Annotated in this window: 16 protein-coding genes; 7 read left to right on the top strand and 9 right to left on the bottom strand. The window is 68.4% G+C overall.

Going from position 1 to position 16,245, the window contains the following annotated elements:
* Positions 1-21 precede the first annotated feature (21 nt).
* Entirely contained in the window at positions 22-468 is a 447-nt protein-coding gene (locus PCQ86_RS10475; RefSeq protein ID WP_196995497.1) for an SRPBCC family protein, read from the top strand.
* 34 nt (positions 469-502) lie between these two features.
* On the top strand, positions 503-988 hold the full coding sequence (locus PCQ86_RS10470; protein ID WP_123676343.1) for a VOC family protein: 486 nt from the start codon (positions 503-505) through the stop codon (positions 986-988).
* A 20-nt stretch (positions 989-1,008) separates the two neighbouring features.
* Here PCQ86_RS10470 and rlmB read toward each other — a convergent pair whose 3' ends face one another.
* Positions 1,009-1,755 carry a 23S rRNA (guanosine(2251)-2'-O)-methyltransferase RlmB gene (rlmB, locus tag PCQ86_RS10465; protein WP_015913162.1) on the bottom strand — a complete coding sequence of 249 codons (747 nt, stop codon included), beginning with the start codon at positions 1,753-1,755 and terminating at the stop codon, positions 1,009-1,011.
* A 228-nt stretch (positions 1,756-1,983) separates the two neighbouring features.
* On the opposite strand from rlmB, the gene sstT reads away from it, so the two are divergent.
* On the top strand, positions 1,984-3,204 hold the full coding sequence (sstT, locus tag PCQ86_RS10460; RefSeq protein WP_270173663.1) for a serine/threonine transporter SstT: 1,221 nt from the start codon (positions 1,984-1,986) through the stop codon (positions 3,202-3,204).
* A 110-nt stretch (positions 3,205-3,314) separates the two neighbouring features.
* On the opposite strand, the gene PCQ86_RS10455 is transcribed toward sstT, so the two are convergent.
* Complete coding sequence (locus PCQ86_RS10455; protein WP_270173662.1) at positions 3,315-4,040, bottom strand: ABC transporter ATP-binding protein; 726 nt, start codon at positions 4,038-4,040, stop codon at positions 3,315-3,317.
* A gap of 24 nt (positions 4,041-4,064) precedes the next feature.
* Between PCQ86_RS10455 and PCQ86_RS10450 the strand changes: the two genes are divergently transcribed.
* Positions 4,065-4,712 carry an arylesterase gene (locus PCQ86_RS10450; protein WP_011805479.1) on the top strand — a complete coding sequence of 216 codons (648 nt, stop codon included), beginning with the start codon at positions 4,065-4,067 and terminating at the stop codon, positions 4,710-4,712.
* Between the two features lie 15 nt (positions 4,713-4,727).
* On the opposite strand, the gene PCQ86_RS10445 is transcribed toward PCQ86_RS10450, so the two are convergent.
* The 3 genes from PCQ86_RS10445 to PCQ86_RS10435 form a co-directional block, all read right to left on the bottom strand.
* The gene (locus PCQ86_RS10445; RefSeq protein WP_442874402.1) at positions 4,728-5,564 is read right to left on the bottom strand and encodes a DUF2189 domain-containing protein; all 837 of its coding nucleotides are present in this window, start codon (positions 5,562-5,564) and stop codon (positions 4,728-4,730) included.
* 94 nt (positions 5,565-5,658) lie between these two features.
* Positions 5,659-6,906 carry a PLP-dependent transferase gene (locus tag PCQ86_RS10440; protein WP_172206757.1) on the bottom strand — a complete coding sequence of 416 codons (1,248 nt, stop codon included), beginning with the start codon at positions 6,904-6,906 and terminating at the stop codon, positions 5,659-5,661.
* A gap of 33 nt (positions 6,907-6,939) precedes the next feature.
* Entirely contained in the window at positions 6,940-7,392 is a 453-nt protein-coding gene (locus PCQ86_RS10435; RefSeq protein WP_135147869.1) for a BON domain-containing protein, read from the bottom strand.
* 136 nt (positions 7,393-7,528) lie between these two features.
* Between PCQ86_RS10435 and PCQ86_RS10430 the strand changes: the two genes are divergently transcribed.
* From PCQ86_RS10430 to PCQ86_RS10420, 3 genes are read left to right on the top strand one after another with little or no spacing between them, the layout of a single operon-like run.
* A complete protein-coding gene (locus tag PCQ86_RS10430) occupies positions 7,529-9,271 on the top strand; it encodes a SulP family inorganic anion transporter (protein ID WP_135147870.1) in 1,743 nt (580 codons plus the stop codon).
* 34 nt (positions 9,272-9,305) lie between these two features.
* Positions 9,306-10,079, top strand: a complete 774-nt coding sequence (locus PCQ86_RS10425; protein WP_270173660.1) for a GGDEF domain-containing protein — start codon at positions 9,306-9,308, stop codon at positions 10,077-10,079.
* Positions 10,080-10,092: 13 nt separating this feature from the next.
* The gene (locus PCQ86_RS10420) at positions 10,093-10,980 is read left to right on the top strand and encodes a MinD/ParA family protein (protein ID WP_015913156.1); all 888 of its coding nucleotides are present in this window, start codon (positions 10,093-10,095) and stop codon (positions 10,978-10,980) included.
* A gap of 58 nt (positions 10,981-11,038) precedes the next feature.
* Here PCQ86_RS10420 and PCQ86_RS10415 read toward each other — a convergent pair whose 3' ends face one another.
* The 4 genes from PCQ86_RS10415 to rng form a co-directional block, all read right to left on the bottom strand.
* Positions 11,039-11,944 carry a pirin family protein gene (locus PCQ86_RS10415; protein WP_270173659.1) on the bottom strand — a complete coding sequence of 302 codons (906 nt, stop codon included), beginning with the start codon at positions 11,942-11,944 and terminating at the stop codon, positions 11,039-11,041.
* Positions 11,941-12,345, bottom strand: coding sequence for an OsmC family protein (locus tag PCQ86_RS10410; RefSeq protein ID WP_041836002.1), 405 nt, complete (start codon positions 12,343-12,345; stop codon positions 11,941-11,943). Before PCQ86_RS10410 ends, PCQ86_RS10415 begins: the two co-directional genes overlap by 4 nt.
* Positions 12,346-12,429: 84 nt before the next feature.
* Entirely contained in the window at positions 12,430-14,475 is a 2,046-nt protein-coding gene (locus PCQ86_RS10405) for a type I restriction endonuclease subunit R, EcoR124 family (protein WP_270173658.1), read from the bottom strand.
* Positions 14,476-14,724: 249 nt separating this feature from the next.
* Positions 14,725-16,212, bottom strand: a complete 1,488-nt coding sequence (rng, locus tag PCQ86_RS10400) for a ribonuclease G (protein ID WP_270173657.1) — start codon at positions 16,210-16,212, stop codon at positions 14,725-14,727.
* Between the last annotated feature and the right edge of the window lie 33 nt (positions 16,213-16,245).

Here is a 16,245-nt window from a genome sequence, read left to right as displayed (position 1 = left end):
CCCCACACCCAAGGAGGCCATATGTCCGACCGCACCGTTCGTTTGCACCGGGTGCTGCGCACCACGCCGCACAAGCTGTATCGCGCCTTCCTGGAGGGCGACGCCATGGCCAAATGGCTGCCGCCCCACGGCTTTACCTGCAGGGTGCAAGAACTCGACGCCCGCGTGGGAGGTACCTTCCGCATGTCGTTCCACAACTTCGGCTCGGGCCAGTCGCACGCCTTCGGCGGCGAATACCTGGAGCTGGTGCCGGGGGAGCTCATCCGCTACACCGACCGGTTCGACGACCCGAACCTGCCCGGCACGCTGGAGGTCACCGTCCGGCTCACGCCCGTGAGCTGCGGCACCGAGCTGAGCATCACCCAGGCCGGCATTCCGCAGGCCATTCCGCTGGAAATGTGCTACCTGGGCTGGCAGGAATCTCTCACCCAGCTGGCCGCGCTGGTGGAGCCCGACATCCCGGGTTAAAGGCCCAGCAGTCCCGACTCAGCAGGAGCACTCCATGACGCAACCCGCCAAAAACACCGTCTGCCTGTGGTTCGACGGCACTGCCGAGGAAGCCGCGCGGTTCTACGCGAAAACCTTTCCCGACTCATCCGTGAGCGCGCTGCACCGCGCGCCGGGGGACTTTCCGTCAGGCCACGAGGGCGATGTGCTGATGGTCGAGTTCACGGTGCTGGGCATCCCCTGCCTGGGGCTCAATGGCGGCCCGGCCTTCAAGCACAGCGAGGCTTTCTCGTTCCAGGTGGCGACCGCCGACCAGGCAGAAACCGACCGCTACTGGAATGCCATCGTGAACAACGGCGGCCAGGAAAGCGACTGCGGCTGGTGCAAGGACCGATGGGGCCTGTCCTGGCAGATCACGCCCGTGGCCTTGACCCGCGCGGTGACCGACCCCGACCGCGCCGCCGCCAAGCGCGCGTTCGACGCGATGATGCAGATGCGCAAGATCGACATTGCCGCCATCGAGGCGGCGCGCCGCGGCTAGGGGCCGGGCGCCTTCCGCGTTCAGGCGCGCTGGCGCAGCGCCTCGTACAGGCACACTGCGCTGGCCACCGACACGTTCAGGCTCTCGACAGCGCCCTGCATGGGGATGCCCACCAGTTCGTCGCAGGTCTTGCGCGTCAGTTGGCGCATGCCCGGGCCCTCGGCGCCCAGCACCAAGGCGACCGGGCCTTTCAGGTCCACCTGGTACAGCGTCTTGTCGGCATCGCCACTGGTGCCGATGACCCAGATGTTGCGCTCCTTGAGCTCGTTCAGCGTGCGCGCCAGGTTCGTGACCATGAAATACGGCACCGTCTCGGCCGCGCCGCTGGCCACCTTGGCCACGGTGGCGTTGATGCCCACCGCATGGTCCTTGGGAGCGATCACCGCATGCGCGCCCGCGCCATCGGCCACGCGCAGGCAGGCGCCCAGGTTGTGCGGGTCGGTCACGCCGTCCAGCACCAGCAGCAGCGGATTTTTCACGCCACGGGCCTCCAGCTCGTCCAGCAGCTCGTCCAGCGTGCGCACCTGCGCCACGGCCTCGACCCGCGCCGCCACGCCCTGGTGGCCATGGCTGCCGGCCAGCTTGGCCAGGCGCAGGCCGTCGGCTTCGATCAGGCGCGCCCCCGCCTCGCGTGCGCGCTCCAGGAACTGGCGCATGCGCGCGTCGCGGCGCGTGGGCTCGTAATAGATCTCGATGATGCTTTGCGGCGCGGTCTTCAGGCGCACGCCCACGGCGTGAAAGCCGAAGAGGACTTTGGGGGAGGACATGGGTGGCGATTATCCCGCCAGCGACCCCACTGGCACCGTGGCGCGGCGCAGGCCACCGCCGGGCAGCCGCTAAAATCCGCGTTTCTTCCCTTGACAAACGGGCCGCTGCCACAAGCGGCGCCGCTTGCCTGACCGCCTTCATGGCCGTCCCTGTGGCGGCCGCGCCTGCCACAAGGCGCCGCGCTGCGCGGCCTGCGCAGCGGCTCAGGCCCTCCTTCTGTTCAGATCATGATTCTCTCTCCCCTGTTGCGCTGGGTGCAGCGCACGAGCCTGGTCACCCAGATCGCCATCGCCGTGGTCATCGGCATTGTGCTGGCGGCTGTATGGCCGGCCGCAACGCCCCATTTGGCCATACTTGGCTCGTTGTTCATCTCGGCCTTGAAGGCGGTGGCGCCGGTGCTGGTGTTCGTGCTGGTGATGGCCGCCATCAGCAACCACACACCGGGCGAGACGACGCACATCCGCCCAGTGCTGGTGCTGTACGCGGTGGGCACGCTGGCCGCGGCCACCGTGGGTGTGGTGGCCAGCATGTGGTTTCCCAGCACGCTCACGCTGCAGGCGCCCGCACAGGCCGCCGCGGGGCCGGGGTCGGTGTCCGAGGTGCTGATGAACGTGCTCAAGAGCGTGGTCGAAAACCCGGTCAAGGCGCTGCTGGAGGCCAACTACATCGGCATCCTGGCCTGGGCGATTGCGCTGGGCCTGGCGCTGCGCCACGCCAGCGCGGGCACGCGCGCCATGCTGCAGGACGGCGCCGCGGCCGTGACGCAGGTGATCCAGCTGGTGATCCGTCTAGCGCCTCTGGGTATCCTGGGCCTGGTGGCCAGCACCTTTGCGGAAGCCGGCGCGCAGGCGCTGTGGGGTTATGCCCAACTGCTGGCCGTGCTGCTGGGCTGCATGCTGTTCGTGGCGCTGGTGGTCAACCCACTGATCGTGTACGTGGCGATCCGCCGCAACCCCTATCCCCTGGTGCTGATGTGCCTGCGCGAGAGCGGCGTGACGGCGTTCTTCACGCGCAGCTCTGCCGCCAACATCCCGATCAACCTGGCCCTGGCCAAGCGCCTGCGCCTGAACGAGGACACCTACAGCATCGCCATTCCGCTGGGCGCCACCATCAACATGGCCGGCGCGGCCATCACCATCAGCGTGCTGTCGCTCGCCGCGGCCAACACCCTGGGCATCCAGGTAGACCTGCCGACCGCGCTGCTGCTGTGCGTGGTTGCGTCGCTGTGTGCCTGCGGCGCATCGGGCGTGGCCGGCGGCTCGCTGCTCCTGATTCCGCTGGCGTGCAGCCTGTTCGGTATCGGCAACGACGTGGCGATGCAGGTAGTGGCCATCGGCTTCATCATTGGCATCCTGCAGGATTCGGCCGAGACGGCGCTGAATTCCTCCACCGACGTGATCTTCACCGCCGCCGCCTGCCTGGCACAGGAGCGCAAGGCGCAGGTCTGATTCACCACCAGCTTGCTATCGATACGAGAGCTGACAGCGCTTGCTGCGCATGGATTTCAAGATGAAATTCATTGAAAACCATCTAGCATCAAGCGCTGGCAGCTATTCTTTCAGGAGTTATCGACCAGCCGTCCGGCCTCAATGGTGATGCGCCGGTCGCAGCGCGCGGCAATGCCGCGGTCGTGCGTGACCAGCACCAGCGTGGTGCCCTGCTCGCGGTTGAGGGCCAGCATCAGTTCCATGATGGTCTCTCCCGTGGCGAAGTCCAGGCTGCCCGTGGGCTCGTCGGCCAGTAGCACGGCGGGCTCCACCACGAAGGCGCGTGCCAGCGCCACGCGCTGCTGCTCGCCGCCCGACAGCACCTTGGGATAGTGCGTCAGGCGCTGGCCCAGGCCGACGCGCTCCAGCATGTCGGTCGCGCGGCGGCGTGCATCGCGAATGCCCGCCAACTCGAGCGGCAGCATCACGTTCTCCAGCGCCGTGAGGTTACCCATGAGCTGAAAGCTCTGGAACACGAAGCCCACCTGCCGCGCGCGCAGTGCGGCGCGGTCGTCCTCGTCCAGTGCGAACAGGTCCTGCCCGCCCAGGCGCACCGTGCCGCGCGTGGGCGTGTCCAGCCCGGCGATGATGGACAGCAGCGTGCTCTTGCCCGATCCCGAGGCGCCCACGATGGCCGCAGTCTCCCGCGGCGCCAGGCGGAAATCGATATCCCGCAAAATCTCCAGCGTACCCGTGGAGTCCGTGACGGACTTGGACACATGCTCCACCGCGATGATGGATTCGGGCGGCATGCGTTCGTTGGAGGCGGCAGGGGCCGCGGCGGAGGTTTCGGACATGAAAGGTTCTCGGCAGTGAAGCATATGGTTCGGCGTGACTTTATCGTGGCGGGCGCACTGGCCCTGTGGGGCGCGGCGCCCGCCCTTGCGCAGTCCGGTGGCAAGAAACCCACCCGCGCCCCCGTGATCCTGGTGGTGGGCGACTCGCTCAGCGCCGAATACGGCCTTCCGCGCGGCACCGGCTGGGTGGCGCTGCTGGACAAGCGGCTAGCGCAGGAGAAGATCCCCGCCACGGTGGTCAACGCCAGCGTGAGTGGCGACACCACCGCCGGCGGCCGTGCGCGGCTGGCCGCACTGCTCCAGCAGCACCGGCCCACGCATGTGGTGATCGAACTCGGCGGCAACGACGCCTTGCGCGGCCTGCCGCTGGCCAGCACCCAGGGCAACCTGGCGTGGATGACCGAACAGGCCCAGGCCGCGGGCGCGCGCGTGCTGCTGGTGGGTGTGCAGGTGCCGCCCAACTACGGCGCCAACTACACCCGGCAGTTCGCCGAGGTCTTCGAGAACGTGGCCCAGGAGCGCAAGGCGGCGCTCGTGCCCTTCTTGCTCAAGGGCGTGGCCGATGGGCCCGATCCCACGGCGCTGTTCCAGCCCGACCGCATCCACCCCACGGCCCAGGCGCACCCGCGCATGCTGGACAACGTGTGGCCCGCGCTGCGCGCGTTGCTGTAAACCATCGTCAGAGAATCAGCCGGCGCTCTGCGGCGCCTGCGCGGGCGCAAGGGGCGCAGTGGGCGCCGCCACCGCCGCGCGGTAGGCATGCCAACTGGCATGCCCCAGCACCGGCCCCACCACCAGCAAGCCCGCGCCCCAGGCGAACAGCGACAACGCCACCAGCGCCGTGATGAGCAGGCCCCACACCAGCATCACGCCGGGGTTTTCCACCACCACCCGCATGCTCGCAATGCCGGCCGTGAGCGCATCGGTGTCGCGGTCCAGAATCATCGGAATGGACACCACCATGCTGGAGAACACCAGGGCCGCGAACACACTGCCCACCAGCAGGTACACGGCGACGAACTGCCAGTTGCCCGGGTTGAACACCGCCTGCACCACCCCCGTGGTGGACGGCATGCCGGTGTTGAAGAACACGGCAAACACCACGAGCGACGCGCGGCCCCACAGCAGTTCCAGCACCACAAGTACGAGTACCAGCATGCCCATGCTGCCCAGGTGGCGGTCCCAACAGGTCAGCGATTCGCCCAGGTCGGGCGCCAATCCCTGTTCGCGCCGGCGGCTGGTGTCGTACAGCCCCATGGCCAGGAAGGGGCCCACCAGCAGGCAGCCGCTGGCAAACGACATGGTGTATTCCGGCCGCGCCTGAAACACCCAGCCCAGCAGGAGTGCCATGCCCCAGAACCACGTACCGTAGAACAGCGCCACGCCGGGCGCGGCCATCATGTCACGCGCCCCCAGCACGAGCCAATGCAGCGGGTCCGGCCAGCGCAAGGGGTTGAGAGTCACCGGTGCGGACACCGGCGCGGAGGTGACTGGCGCGGAAGAATCAGACATGGCGGTCGGCATCGCTGCGGCAGTGGCGTTGCTGCCACCTTAACCACCTGACTGCCTGACCACCATCAAGGAAACTACCACCCTCGCCGCGCCAGCCGCCAACGCATCAGGCAGCTCCAAAGGCCTGGTGCATCGCCTGCGCCAGGTCGGCACGCAGGTCGTCCACGGCCTCCAGCCCCACGGAGAAGCGCACCACGGTGCCGGGCCGCAGATGCGCGGTGGCGCCCGTGCGCATGCTGGGCAGGTCGTAGGGCACCACCAGGCTCATCGGCCCGCCCCAGCTGTAGCCCAGCTTGAACAGGCGCAGGCCGTCGCAAAAGGCATCCACCTGCGCCTGGCTGTGGCGTGCGTCAATGACCACGCTGAACAGGCCCGCGGCAGCGCCCTGCCCGCCATTGGCTGCGCCGCACAGCGCCTTCCACTGCGCATGGCCGGGCGATCCGGGCAGCGCCGGGTGCAGCACCTGGGCCACCGCGGGCTGCAAGCCCATCCACTGCGCCAGGTCGCGCGCGGCCGCATCGTGCGCGTGGTAGCGCAGCGCCATGCTGGGCAGCGCCCGCAAGACCGCTTCCACGTCGTTCGCCCCCACCCCCAGCCCGAGCCGCATATGCGTGAGCTTGATGCGCAGGTGCAGCCCCTCGTCGCGGGTGGTGATGCTGCCCATCAGCACATCGCCCCCGCCGCTGGGGTATTTGGTGAGCGCATGCACGGATACGTCCACGCCCAGCGCGCCCTCGGCACCCGCGCCACGGCCCAGCAGGTCGAAGGGTGCGAAAGCCAGGCCCGCGCCCCAGGTGTTGTCCAGCACCGTGGCCACGCCGCGTGCGCGGCAGATGCGCACCTGCTCCACCAGGTCGGGAAACTCCAGCGTGACGGAGCCCGGCGCCTCCAGCCACACCAGCCGCGTGGCGTCGGTGATCTTGGATGCGAGGTCCGCCGGGTCCAAGGGGTCATAGATACGGTGGCGGATGCCGTAGTGGCGCAGCTCCACCTCGGCCAGTGCCTTGTTGGGACCATAGGCGTTGTCCGGGATCAGCACCTCGTCGCCCTGGCGCAGCAGCGCCAGCGATACGGTGGAAATGGCCGCCAGGCCGCTGGGCACCAGCAGACACTGCAGCCCGCCTTCCAGCGTGGCCAGGCGCTCTTCCAGCTGGTAGGTGGTAGGCGTGCCGTGCAGCCCGTAGGTGTAGCTGCTCTTGTCCTTCCACTCGCGCGCGCGCATCGCGGCGACGTTGGGGAAGATGACGGTGGACGCCTTGTGCACCGCTGGCTGCGGGGCATGGAAACCCTGCGGCGGTGTGTACTCGTGGTGAATGAGGCGGGTGGACAGGTCGGGTGTGGAGGGCTGCTTCATGCGCCGATGGTAGAGCCTGTCCCCCGCCCAGGCTCAGCCGCCGCTGGAGATGGTGAGGTTGTTGACCACCGAGGTCACGCCCGGTACGGCCTGCGCGATCTGGCTGGCACGGTCACGGGCCTGCTCGCTTTTCACGGGGCCATTGAGCGTGACGACGCCCGCGCGGGTGTCCACGTCGATCTTGATGGCGCTGAGGTCCGGGTCTTGCGCCAGGCCCGCGTTCACCTTGGCGGTGATGCCGGCATCGTCCATTAGGGCGGCTGCGTCGGCCGTGGCGTTGCGTGAAGCCTGCCCGGCTTCCTGCGCCGCGGATTCCATTTTTTGCTTGGCATCCTGGGCCGCCTGTTCGGTCTTGTTGATGGCGGAATCCAGGCGTTGACCGGCCGTGGGTTCCTCGGCCTTGTTGCAAGCACTCAGCCCGGCGGCCAGGGCAGCGGCAGCGGCGAAAGTGGTCCAGCGCGACGCTCGAAAAAGAGGGGTTGTCATGGCATATCTCCTTCCAGTGGGTACGGGGTCCACTGTAGAAAGCACTGGCTGCCGAGCCGGTCGGACAGGGCCGAAACCGCAGTAGGACAACAGCGGCTTTCAGGCACGTGCCGACGCAAGCCTGGACAATCGGCCGATGTCCTCATCCTTGCTGCATCGCTGGTTTCCCTTTCTCTCCTGGCCCCGCCCGACATCCGCGCTGCTGCAGGGCGAGTTCTGGGCCGGCATGACCGTCGGGCTGATGCTGGTGCCGCAGGGCGTGGCGTACGCCGCGCTGGCCGGCATGCCGCTGGTGACGGGGATCTACGCATCGCTGGTGCCGGCACTGGTGGCCGTGCTGTGGAGCTCATCCACCCGCCTCGGCGTCGGGCCCACGGCGCTCACCAGCCTGCTCATCGGCGCGTCGATCACCGGGCTGGCCGAGCCCGGCAGTGCCCATTGGGTCACACTGGCGGTGTGGATGGCCCTGCTGTCGGGCCTGCTGCAGCTGCTGCTGGGCGTGGTGCGTTTCGGCTGGCTGCTCAACCTGGTGACCTCGCCGGTGCTGGGCGGCTTCACGCAGGCTGCGGCGTTGCTGATCCTGGCCTCGCAACTGCCCGACCTGTTGGGCCTTCGCACCAGCTGGAGCGCACTGGCGGTCAGCCCGTCGCTGCACCACTTCGATCTGCGCGCGCTGGCGTTCGGCCTGGGCAGCCTGGGCTGCCTGGTGCTGGCGCGGCGCTGGCGCTCCAGCTTCCCGGCCGCCATCGTGGTGATCGCGCTGGCGGCGCTCATCAGCTGGGCCATGGGCTATGCCGATGCCGACGGCGCCGTGATCGGCCACTTGCCCTCCGGCCTGCCGACGCTGTACTGGCCGGGATGGCTCTCGTGGGAAGAGATGGGCGCGCTGGTGATGCCGGTGATGGTCGTCACGCTGGTCAGCTTCCTGGAGACCGCCTCCAGCGCCAAGGTGGAGCACCACCAGGGCGGCACCCGCTGGAACGAGAACCAGGACCTGATCGCCCATGGCATGGCCAAGATCAGTTCGGGCCTGTGCGGCAGCTTTGCCACCAGCGCGTCGTTCTCGCGCTCCGCCATCAACCTGTATGCGGGCGCCAAGAGCGGCTGGGCGACGCTGTTCGCGCTGGTGCTGGTGCTGGCAACGCTGCTGTGGCTCACGCCGGCCCTGTACCACGTACCACAGCCGGTGCTGGCCGCCGTGGTGGTGACAGCGGTCACCAGCCTCATCAAGCCCGCCGGCATGTTCCGCCTGTGGCGCGTCTCGCGCGTGGAGACGGCCATCGGCCTCGTTACCTTCGGCCTCACGCTGGCCACGGCACCGCGCATGTACTGGGGCGTGCTGGTGGGCCTGCTGATGAACCTGAGCCACTTTCTCTACCAGCGGCTGCACCCGCGCATCATCGAGGTGGGCCTGCACCCCGACGGCAGCCTGCGCGACCGCCACCTGTGGCAGCTGCCCCCGCTGGCGCCAGAGCTGCTGGCCCTGCGCATGGATGCCGAGCTGGACTTCGCCTCCGCCAATGCGCTGGAGCGCCGCGTGACCGACGAGCTGGCCCAGCGCCCGTCCATCCGCCACCTGTGCCTGTTCGCGCTGCCCATCAACCGCATCGACGTGACGGGGGTGGAGGCCTTCATCCGCCTGCGCACGCTGCTGCAAAGCCACGGCGGCACGCTGCATGTGACCGGCATCAAGCTACCGGTACAGCACACGCTGGACAATGCAGGCGCGCTGGCGCCGGGACCCAACTTCGCGCTGTACCGCACCGACGCCGAGGCCATCGCGGCACTGCAGAGGCTGGCGCCCCCCGACGCCGGGAACCCTGCCTCGGCCCCGCAGTCCGCCACAAGTGGCCCAGCTCAGCCGCTACCGAAGCTATAGCTGCTACACTGCCGATAGATATTTGTTTCTGTTTGTGACAAACACCGCGTCCCCCGCTTCCGTCTCTCTGCGCGACCTGCGTCTGGCCACGGCCCATGCCCTGGTGGCGCAGTCCTTGGGTTCCGAAGTGTCCCTGCAGGGCCAGACGCCGCTGCTGTACCTGCAGAACCTCATTGACGGCCTGTGCGAACTCTCGCTGAAGGACCCGCTCACCGGGCTGGCCAACCGTCGCCACGTGCGTGCGGTGCTGGAGCGCGAGATCGACCGGGTCGCGCGCTCGGGCGAAGCCGCGCTGCTGCTGATGCTGGACATCGACCATTTCAAGCAGGTCAACGACCGCCATGGCCACCTGGCCGGCGACATCGTGCTGCAGTCCGTCGCGCGTACGCTGGAGAGCTGCGTACGCCCCATGGACACCGTGGCCCGCTACGGCGGCGAGGAATTCGCCATCGTGCTGCCCGCCTGCCAGTTCGGCTTTGGCCGGGTGATCGCCGAACGCGTGCGCCGCGCGGTCGAAGCCACGCCCGTGCGCATCTCGCCATCGCTCACGTTGAACGTCACCGTGAGCATCGGCGGCGCCTTCGCGCTGCAATGGATCCGCAGCACCACCGCCCTGTGGGCCGACCGGGCCGATGCCGAGCTGTACAAGGCCAAGCTCGGCGGCCGCAACTGCATCAGCATCGAAGAACAACCCGACAGCACGGTCACTGCGGAAGAAAAGAGTCTGCTGTTCGGCCCGCTATACACTCCGTCGGGATGGGGCGAGCTGCCCCCGCCTTTGGATCCATCCACAGGCAGCGCCTATTGAAAGCCCAGTAGTGATGAACGACGCGCTGTCCCCCAACCCGACGACTCCACCGGCCGGCGCCGCTGCGCCGGCTTCTGCTTCCGTGCCCTCCACCACACCTGCCAACGCACGCATCATCGCCATCACCAGCGGCAAGGGCGGCGTGGGCAAGACCTTCGTGTCCGCCAACCTGGCGGCCGCCCTCACCCGCCGCGGGCACCGCGTGCTGGTGCTGGACGCCGACCTGGGCCTGGCCAACCTGGACGTGGTGCTGAACCTGCACCCCAAGGTCACGCTCCACGACGTCTTTACCGGCAAGGCCCAATTGGAAGACGCCGTGATCAAGGCGCCCGGCGGCTTTTCGGTCCTGCTGGCCGGCTCCGGCATGGTCGAGTACTCGCGCCTCACGCCCGAGGTGCGCAACGAATTCCTCAACGTCATCCACACGCTGGCACCCCGCTTTGACGTGGTGCTGCTGGACACCGGCGCGGGCATCTCCGACGTGGTGCTGTTTTCCGTCTCGCTGGCGCACGAGGTACTCATCGTCGCGACGCCCGAGCCCACGTCGCTCACCGACGCCTACGCCGCCATCAAGGTGCTGGCCACCCAGCAAAAGCGCCAGCACGTGCGCATGGTGGTGAACCAGGCCGCACGTCCGGGGGACGGACGCGCCATCACCGGGCAATTGCAGCAGGTGCTGGACCGCTTCGTGACCACCGACACCGGCCGCCCCATGCGGCTGATCCACGTAGGGGACATTCCCGCCGACACCTCGGTGCGCGACGCCGTGATGCGCCGCCAGTTGCTGATGCTGCAGATGCCCGGCTGCCCGGCCGCGCTGGCCGTGGCCCAGTTGGCGAACAAGGTGGAGTCCACGATGCTCACGCCATCCCCCGAAGGACCGGGCGCAAATCGCTCCTGAAAAAATAGCTGCTAGCGCTTACCCAACAAGCGCTACAGCCAATTTTTCTCTCAACAACTTACACCTGGAACCTCCGCGGCGGCAGGGGAATGCGTTCGCTCTCGCCCGGGATGTGGCCCATGGCGTCGCGCTCCCAGTCATCGGCGGCCTGCACGATGCGCTCCTTGCGGCTGGAAACGAAGTTCCACCAGATGTGGCGCGGGCCGTCCAGGGCGGCGCCGCCGATCACCACGCACCGCGCCCCCGCCTTACCCGCGCGCACGCTGGTGGAGCGGCCGGGCTCCAGCAGCGCCAGCGTCTGCGCGGGCAACGCCTCGGCGTCCAGCCACAGCCCCTCGCTCACGGTGTAGAGCGCCATCTCGTCGGCGAGCGCGGGCAGGTCCAGCGCAGAACCCGGCTCCAGCCGCACATCCAGCAGCAGCGTGGGCGCAAACGTGGCCACGGGCGACTGGCAGCCGAAGGCCGCGCCAATCAGCACCCGCACCGCTGCGCCGCCATGCTGGTAGGCCGGGATCTGGTCCGCAGGGGTATGGGCGAAATGCGCCGCCGCTTCCTCATGCGCCTGCGGCAGCGCCGCCCAGAGCTGGATGCCGTGGTTCACATAAGTGCTGTGCGCCAGCGCGGGCGGGCGCCGCTCGGAATGCACGATGCCGCGCCCCGCCGTCATCCAGTTGATGGCGCCGGGCTCGATCTGCTGCAGCGAACCCAAACTGTCGCGGTGCAGGATCGCGCCCTCGAACAGGTAGGTGACCGTGGCCAGCCCGATGTGCGGGTGGGGCCGTACGTCATAGGCGGATGCAGGCGCCACCGTCGCGGGGCCGAAGTGGTCGAAGAACACGAAGGGCCCCACCGACCGGCGCTGCAGCGCCGGCAGCAGGCGGCGCACAGTGAAGCCGCCGCCCAGGTCCTTGAAGTGCCCGCTCAGGCGCAGAGGGCCCTGCGCAGGAATGGCGTCGGCGCTCATGCGCGCTCCACCACGGTGGTGATCTCGGTGGTCACCTGGGTCATGAGCTTGTGCACGGGGCATTTGCCGATCGCGGCCTGCAGCTCGGCGATCTGCGCATCGCTCAAGTCGCCCTGCACTTGCAGCCGTGTGGCCAGGCGATAGGTACCGCTGCGCTCCTGTGAGGCATCACGCTCCACCACGGTGCGCACGTCCTGCACGTCCCAGCCCTTGCGCCGCGCGTACCACAGCAGCGTGAGCGCCTTGCAGCCGCCCAGCGCGGCGTCGTACAGGTCGTGCGGGTTGGGGCCGGTGTCGTCGCCGCCTTCGGCGGCCGTGCCGTCCACCGCCCATTCGTGGCTGCGGATGGTGAGGCGCTGGGCCATGGGGGTGCCCTCGATGCGCTGCAACTGGATGGTCATGGACGGCTCTCCTTCAGGGTTGTCCGTGCCACTGTAATGCGACAGGCGTGACAAGCGGCACCGCGGCGTGCGCCCGCCCGGTGTCTAGGGGCGCAGCTGCAACTGGTGCACGTAGCGGCGCGGCTGGCGCTGCAGGGGGCGGTAGCCGCCGCCGGCCCAGGCCTGGGCCATGTCGGCGTAGCGCGGCGAGAACACCAGCCCGCTCTGACCCGTCTGGTAAATGAACAGCGAACGCTCCGGGTCCTGCAGGTCGTACAGCGCGCGCAGCGAGGCCGCGTGCCGGCTGGCGAAGGGCTCCACGGGCTGCGCAGCGTTGTACTGGCCCACGTTGACGCTGTACGCATCGCCCCCCGAGGGCACGCCCACGTTGAACCAGCGCGACAGCACGGGCACGCTGCCCAGCGGCTTGTGCACGGAAAGCGCCGGATGCGCCGCGCCCCACGCCCAGCGCTCGGGCTGGTTGCCATAGCGCGCGGCCAGGCGCTGCACGGTACGCTCCAGCGCCGCGCCGGCATGTGCGGCGCAGCCGTGGGGCGGGCACCACCAGGTGTCACCGCGCTCCAGCATGCCTTCCAGGCCCGCACGGAAGTCCCGCCGGCCGTAGGTGGCGGCAAAGCGCTCCTCACCCACGCGGGGCACGACCAGTGCGCGCGTGAGCTCGTCGGCCCACACCGACAGGATGAGCGGCGCCGCGCGGTCGGGGCGCATGTCGCCGTCAAAGCCGCGCAGCAGCGCCTGGGCCTGCCGCGCCAGCGGCTGCGAAACCGGAGCCGCCAGCAAATGGGGCAACAGGCGCAGCGCGGCGGGGGACACCGTGTCGCCCTGCAGCGCGCGCAGGGACGGCAGGTCGTGCAGGCGCCGTGCCTCCAGCTGCTGCTCTATGCGCTGGTAGCGGTAGGGCAAGGCCCAGTCTTGCGTCAGGAAGTGCGGATAGCCCGGCGCCGTGATGCGCTGGTTGGCCGTGGCGATCCAGCCGCGCGCGCCGCCGTCGTCCTGCGGCGTCTGCGCCAGGGGCAGCCAGCCCTGCCAGTCGTAGCGCGCCTCCCAGCCCGGCGCGGGGGCCACACCGCGCAGTTCGTTGCCGGCCGCACGCAGGGGCACGCGCCCAAAGGCCTGGAAGCGGATCGCGCCATGCACGTCCGCCGCCACCACGCTTTGCATGGGCGAGTGGTAGTGCGCCATGCCTGCGAAGAGCTCCTCCACCGAGCGCGCCTGGTTGCTCAGCAGGCCCGCCAGCACGGTGTAATTGTCGGCATCCAGTGCGCTCCACCGCAGCGCGATCACATGCCGGCGCAGGTCCAGCACGCTGCCGTGCAGCGCGGGCTGCGCATCGCTGATCACCGGCCCATGGCGCGTGCTGCGCACAGTGTGGCGCACGTCGGGGCGGCCCTTCACGCGGATCACGTGCTCGCGCTGCTCGAAGCCCTGCCAGCCCTCGGGCGTGCGGTAGCGCGAGGGGTCGTCGGGGTGGATGGCCTCGATGTACAGGTCTTGCACATCGGGCGCGGTGTTGGTGAAGCCCCAGGCCACCTCGGCCGTGCGGCCCAGCACCACGAAGGGCAGGCCCGGCAAGGTGGCGCCGATCACGTCAATGGCCGCGACGGGCGTGCCGTCGGACGCCCTGCCCTGCGGCGCCTTCAGGTGCGCGAAGTACCACAGCGCCGGCGCGCCCAGGCCCAGGTGCGGGTCGTTGGCCAGCAGCGGCCGGCCGCTGGCCGTGCGCGTGCCGTCCAGCACCCAGTTGTTGCTGCCGCGCCCGCCGGGCGTGCCCAGTCCCGCCACGAAGTCCTGCGACCAGGCCTGCAGCGCCTGCGCCGCGCCTTCGCCTGCGCCTGCGCCTGCGGACTCGGCATCGGCCTGCGGGGCCGGTGCAGCCGCCTGCGGCGCGCGGTACACGCCCAGCGACCGGTACAGCGCCTGCAGATCCACCGCCGTCGCGGGTGCCTCGCCAGGATAGGGCGGCATGAGCTGCCACAATTCACGTTTCAAGGAATTGGTGATGTAGCGTTTGGCAGCTTCCACATTCAGCTTCTCCTCATCAATCAACGCCTGCGCTTCACGCTGCTGCTCAGCCTGGGCATATTGGAAGAAGGCATCAATCACCGTGGCCTTGTCGCCCAGCTCATCCAAGTTGGTGTGTTTCCACCCAGAACTGACCCACCGGGGGTGGGTCAGAATTCGGTGGAAATCAACACATACGTGTTGCAGCCATCTATCCCTCTTATTCAGCTACTCACCTAGCTACACATGCAGCTACACATTTTGGGCTTGATGGTAGTAGTGCATCAAAATGCACGACACTGGATGAAATAATTTACAAGCTATTGATTTTAAATATATTTTTTAGAAAAAATAAAACATCATTGCACGTTAAAAAACTCACAGCAGCACAATGTCGTACTGCGCCTGGCCCATGGCGCTTTCGGCCTGCAGGGAGATCGGCTTGCCAATGAAGTCCGACAGACCCGCCAGGTGCTGGCTCTCCTCGTCCAGGAACAGCTCCACCACGCGCGGGGATGCCACCACGCGGAACTCGCGCGGATTGAACTGGCGCGCCTCGCGCAGCACCTCGCGCAGGATGTCGTAACACACACTGCGCGCGGTCTTCACCTGGCCCGCGCCCTGGCACGTGGGGCACGGCTCGCACAGCATGTGCGCCAGCGATTCGCGCGTGCGCTTGCGCGTCATCTCCACCAGGCCCAGCTGCGAGAAACCGCCCACCATGGTCTTGACCCGGTCGCGCGCGAGCTGCTTGCGGAACTCCGCCAACACCGCGGCCTGGTGGTCCTCGCGCAGCATGTCGATGAAGTCGGCAATGACGATGCCGCCCAGGTTGCGCAGGCGCAGTTGCCGCGCGATGGCGCCCGCCGCCTCCAGGTTGGTCTTGAAGATGGTGTCGTCGAAGTTGCGCGCGCCCACGTAGCCGCCGGTGTTCACGTCGATGGTGGTCAGCGCCTCGGTCTGGTCCACGATGAGGTAGCCGCCCGACTTGAGCTGCACGCGCCGGCCCAGCGCCAGGGCGATCTCCTCGTCGATGGAATACAGATCGAAGATGGGGCGCTCGCCCTTGTACAGCTGCAGCTTGGCGGCGGCCGCAGGCATGAATTCATTGCCGAACGCCTTCAGTGCCACAAACTGCTCGCGCGAATCGATGCGGATGCTCTGCGTTTGCTCGCCCGCCAGGTCGCGCAGCACACGCTGCAGCAGGCTCAGGTCCTGGTACAGCAGTGAGGTGGGCGGATGCGTCAGCGCTGCCTGCCGGATGCCTGCCCAGGTCTTGCGCAGGTAGGCGATGTCTTCGGCCAGCTCTTCGTTGCTGGCGTCCTCACCATTGGTGCGCAGAATGAAGCCGCCGCCGTTGCCCGATGCCTGGTCATCCACCAGCTTCTGCAACCGCGTGCGCAAGGCGTCGCGCTCGGCCTGGGGAATCTTCTGCGACACGCCCACGTGGTCGTCCTGCGGCAGGAAGACCAGCAGCCGCCCGGCGATGCTGATCTGCGTGGACAGGCGTGCGCCCTTGCTGCCGATGGGGTCCTTGATGACCTGCACCATGAGCGCCTGGCCCTCGAAGACCTGCTTCTCGATGGGCACGGGCGGTTCGTTCTTGCGCGCGAACATCGGCGCCTCGCCGCCTTCCTGGCGGTGCCACACGTCCGCCACATGCAGAAAGGCCGCACGCTCCAGCCCGATGTCGATGAAGGCCGATTGCATGCCCGGCAGCACGCGCGAGACCTTGCCCAGGTACACGTTGCCGACCAGGCCCCGCTCCAGCGTGCGCTCCACGTGCAGTTCCTGCACGGCGCCGTTTTCGACCACGGCCACGCGCGTTTCCTGCGGCGACCAGTTGATGAGGATGTCTTGTTGCATGGGCTTTTGCCAGATGAGGCGCCCATGATGCCT

It is taken from the genome of Diaphorobacter sp. ED-3, assembly GCF_027625375.1.
In the GTDB taxonomy this organism is placed as follows: Bacteria; Pseudomonadota; Gammaproteobacteria; order Burkholderiales; family Burkholderiaceae_C; genus Diaphorobacter; species Diaphorobacter nitroreducens.
The sequence above is the reverse complement of the archived record's forward strand: the minus strand, read 5'-3'. Positions and strand labels throughout refer to the sequence as shown.

Excerpts from the sequence above, each read along its gene's own strand:
- PCQ86_RS10475 (WP_196995497.1), top strand. The coding sequence starts at position 22 with ATGTCCGACCGCACCGTTCGTTTGCACCGGGTGCTGCGCACCACGCCG.
- PCQ86_RS10470 (WP_123676343.1), top strand. The coding sequence starts at position 503 with ATGACGCAACCCGCCAAAAACACCGTCTGCCTGTGGTTCGACGGCACT.
- rlmB (WP_015913162.1), bottom strand. The coding sequence starts at position 1,755 with ATGTCCTCCCCCAAAGTCCTCTTCGGCTTTCACGCCGTGGGCGTGCGC.
- sstT (WP_270173663.1), top strand. The coding sequence starts at position 1,984 with ATGATTCTCTCTCCCCTGTTGCGCTGGGTGCAGCGCACGAGCCTGGTC.
- PCQ86_RS10455 (WP_270173662.1), bottom strand. The coding sequence starts at position 4,040 with ATGTCCGAAACCTCCGCCGCGGCCCCTGCCGCCTCCAACGAACGCATG.
- PCQ86_RS10450 (WP_011805479.1), top strand. The coding sequence starts at position 4,065 with ATGGTTCGGCGTGACTTTATCGTGGCGGGCGCACTGGCCCTGTGGGGC.
- PCQ86_RS10445 (WP_442874402.1), bottom strand. The coding sequence starts at position 5,564 with ATGCCGACCGCCATGTCTGATTCTTCCGCGCCAGTCACCTCCGCGCCG.
- PCQ86_RS10440 (WP_172206757.1), bottom strand. The coding sequence starts at position 6,906 with ATGAAGCAGCCCTCCACACCCGACCTGTCCACCCGCCTCATTCACCAC.
- PCQ86_RS10435 (WP_135147869.1), bottom strand. The coding sequence starts at position 7,392 with ATGACAACCCCTCTTTTTCGAGCGTCGCGCTGGACCACTTTCGCCGCT.
- PCQ86_RS10430 (WP_135147870.1), top strand. The coding sequence starts at position 7,529 with ATGTCCTCATCCTTGCTGCATCGCTGGTTTCCCTTTCTCTCCTGGCCC.
- PCQ86_RS10420 (WP_015913156.1), top strand. The coding sequence starts at position 10,093 with ATGAACGACGCGCTGTCCCCCAACCCGACGACTCCACCGGCCGGCGCC.
- PCQ86_RS10415 (WP_270173659.1), bottom strand. The coding sequence starts at position 11,944 with ATGAGCGCCGACGCCATTCCTGCGCAGGGCCCTCTGCGCCTGAGCGGG.
- PCQ86_RS10410 (WP_041836002.1), bottom strand. The coding sequence starts at position 12,345 with ATGACCATCCAGTTGCAGCGCATCGAGGGCACCCCCATGGCCCAGCGC.
- rng (WP_270173657.1), bottom strand. The coding sequence starts at position 16,212 with ATGCAACAAGACATCCTCATCAACTGGTCGCCGCAGGAAACGCGCGTG.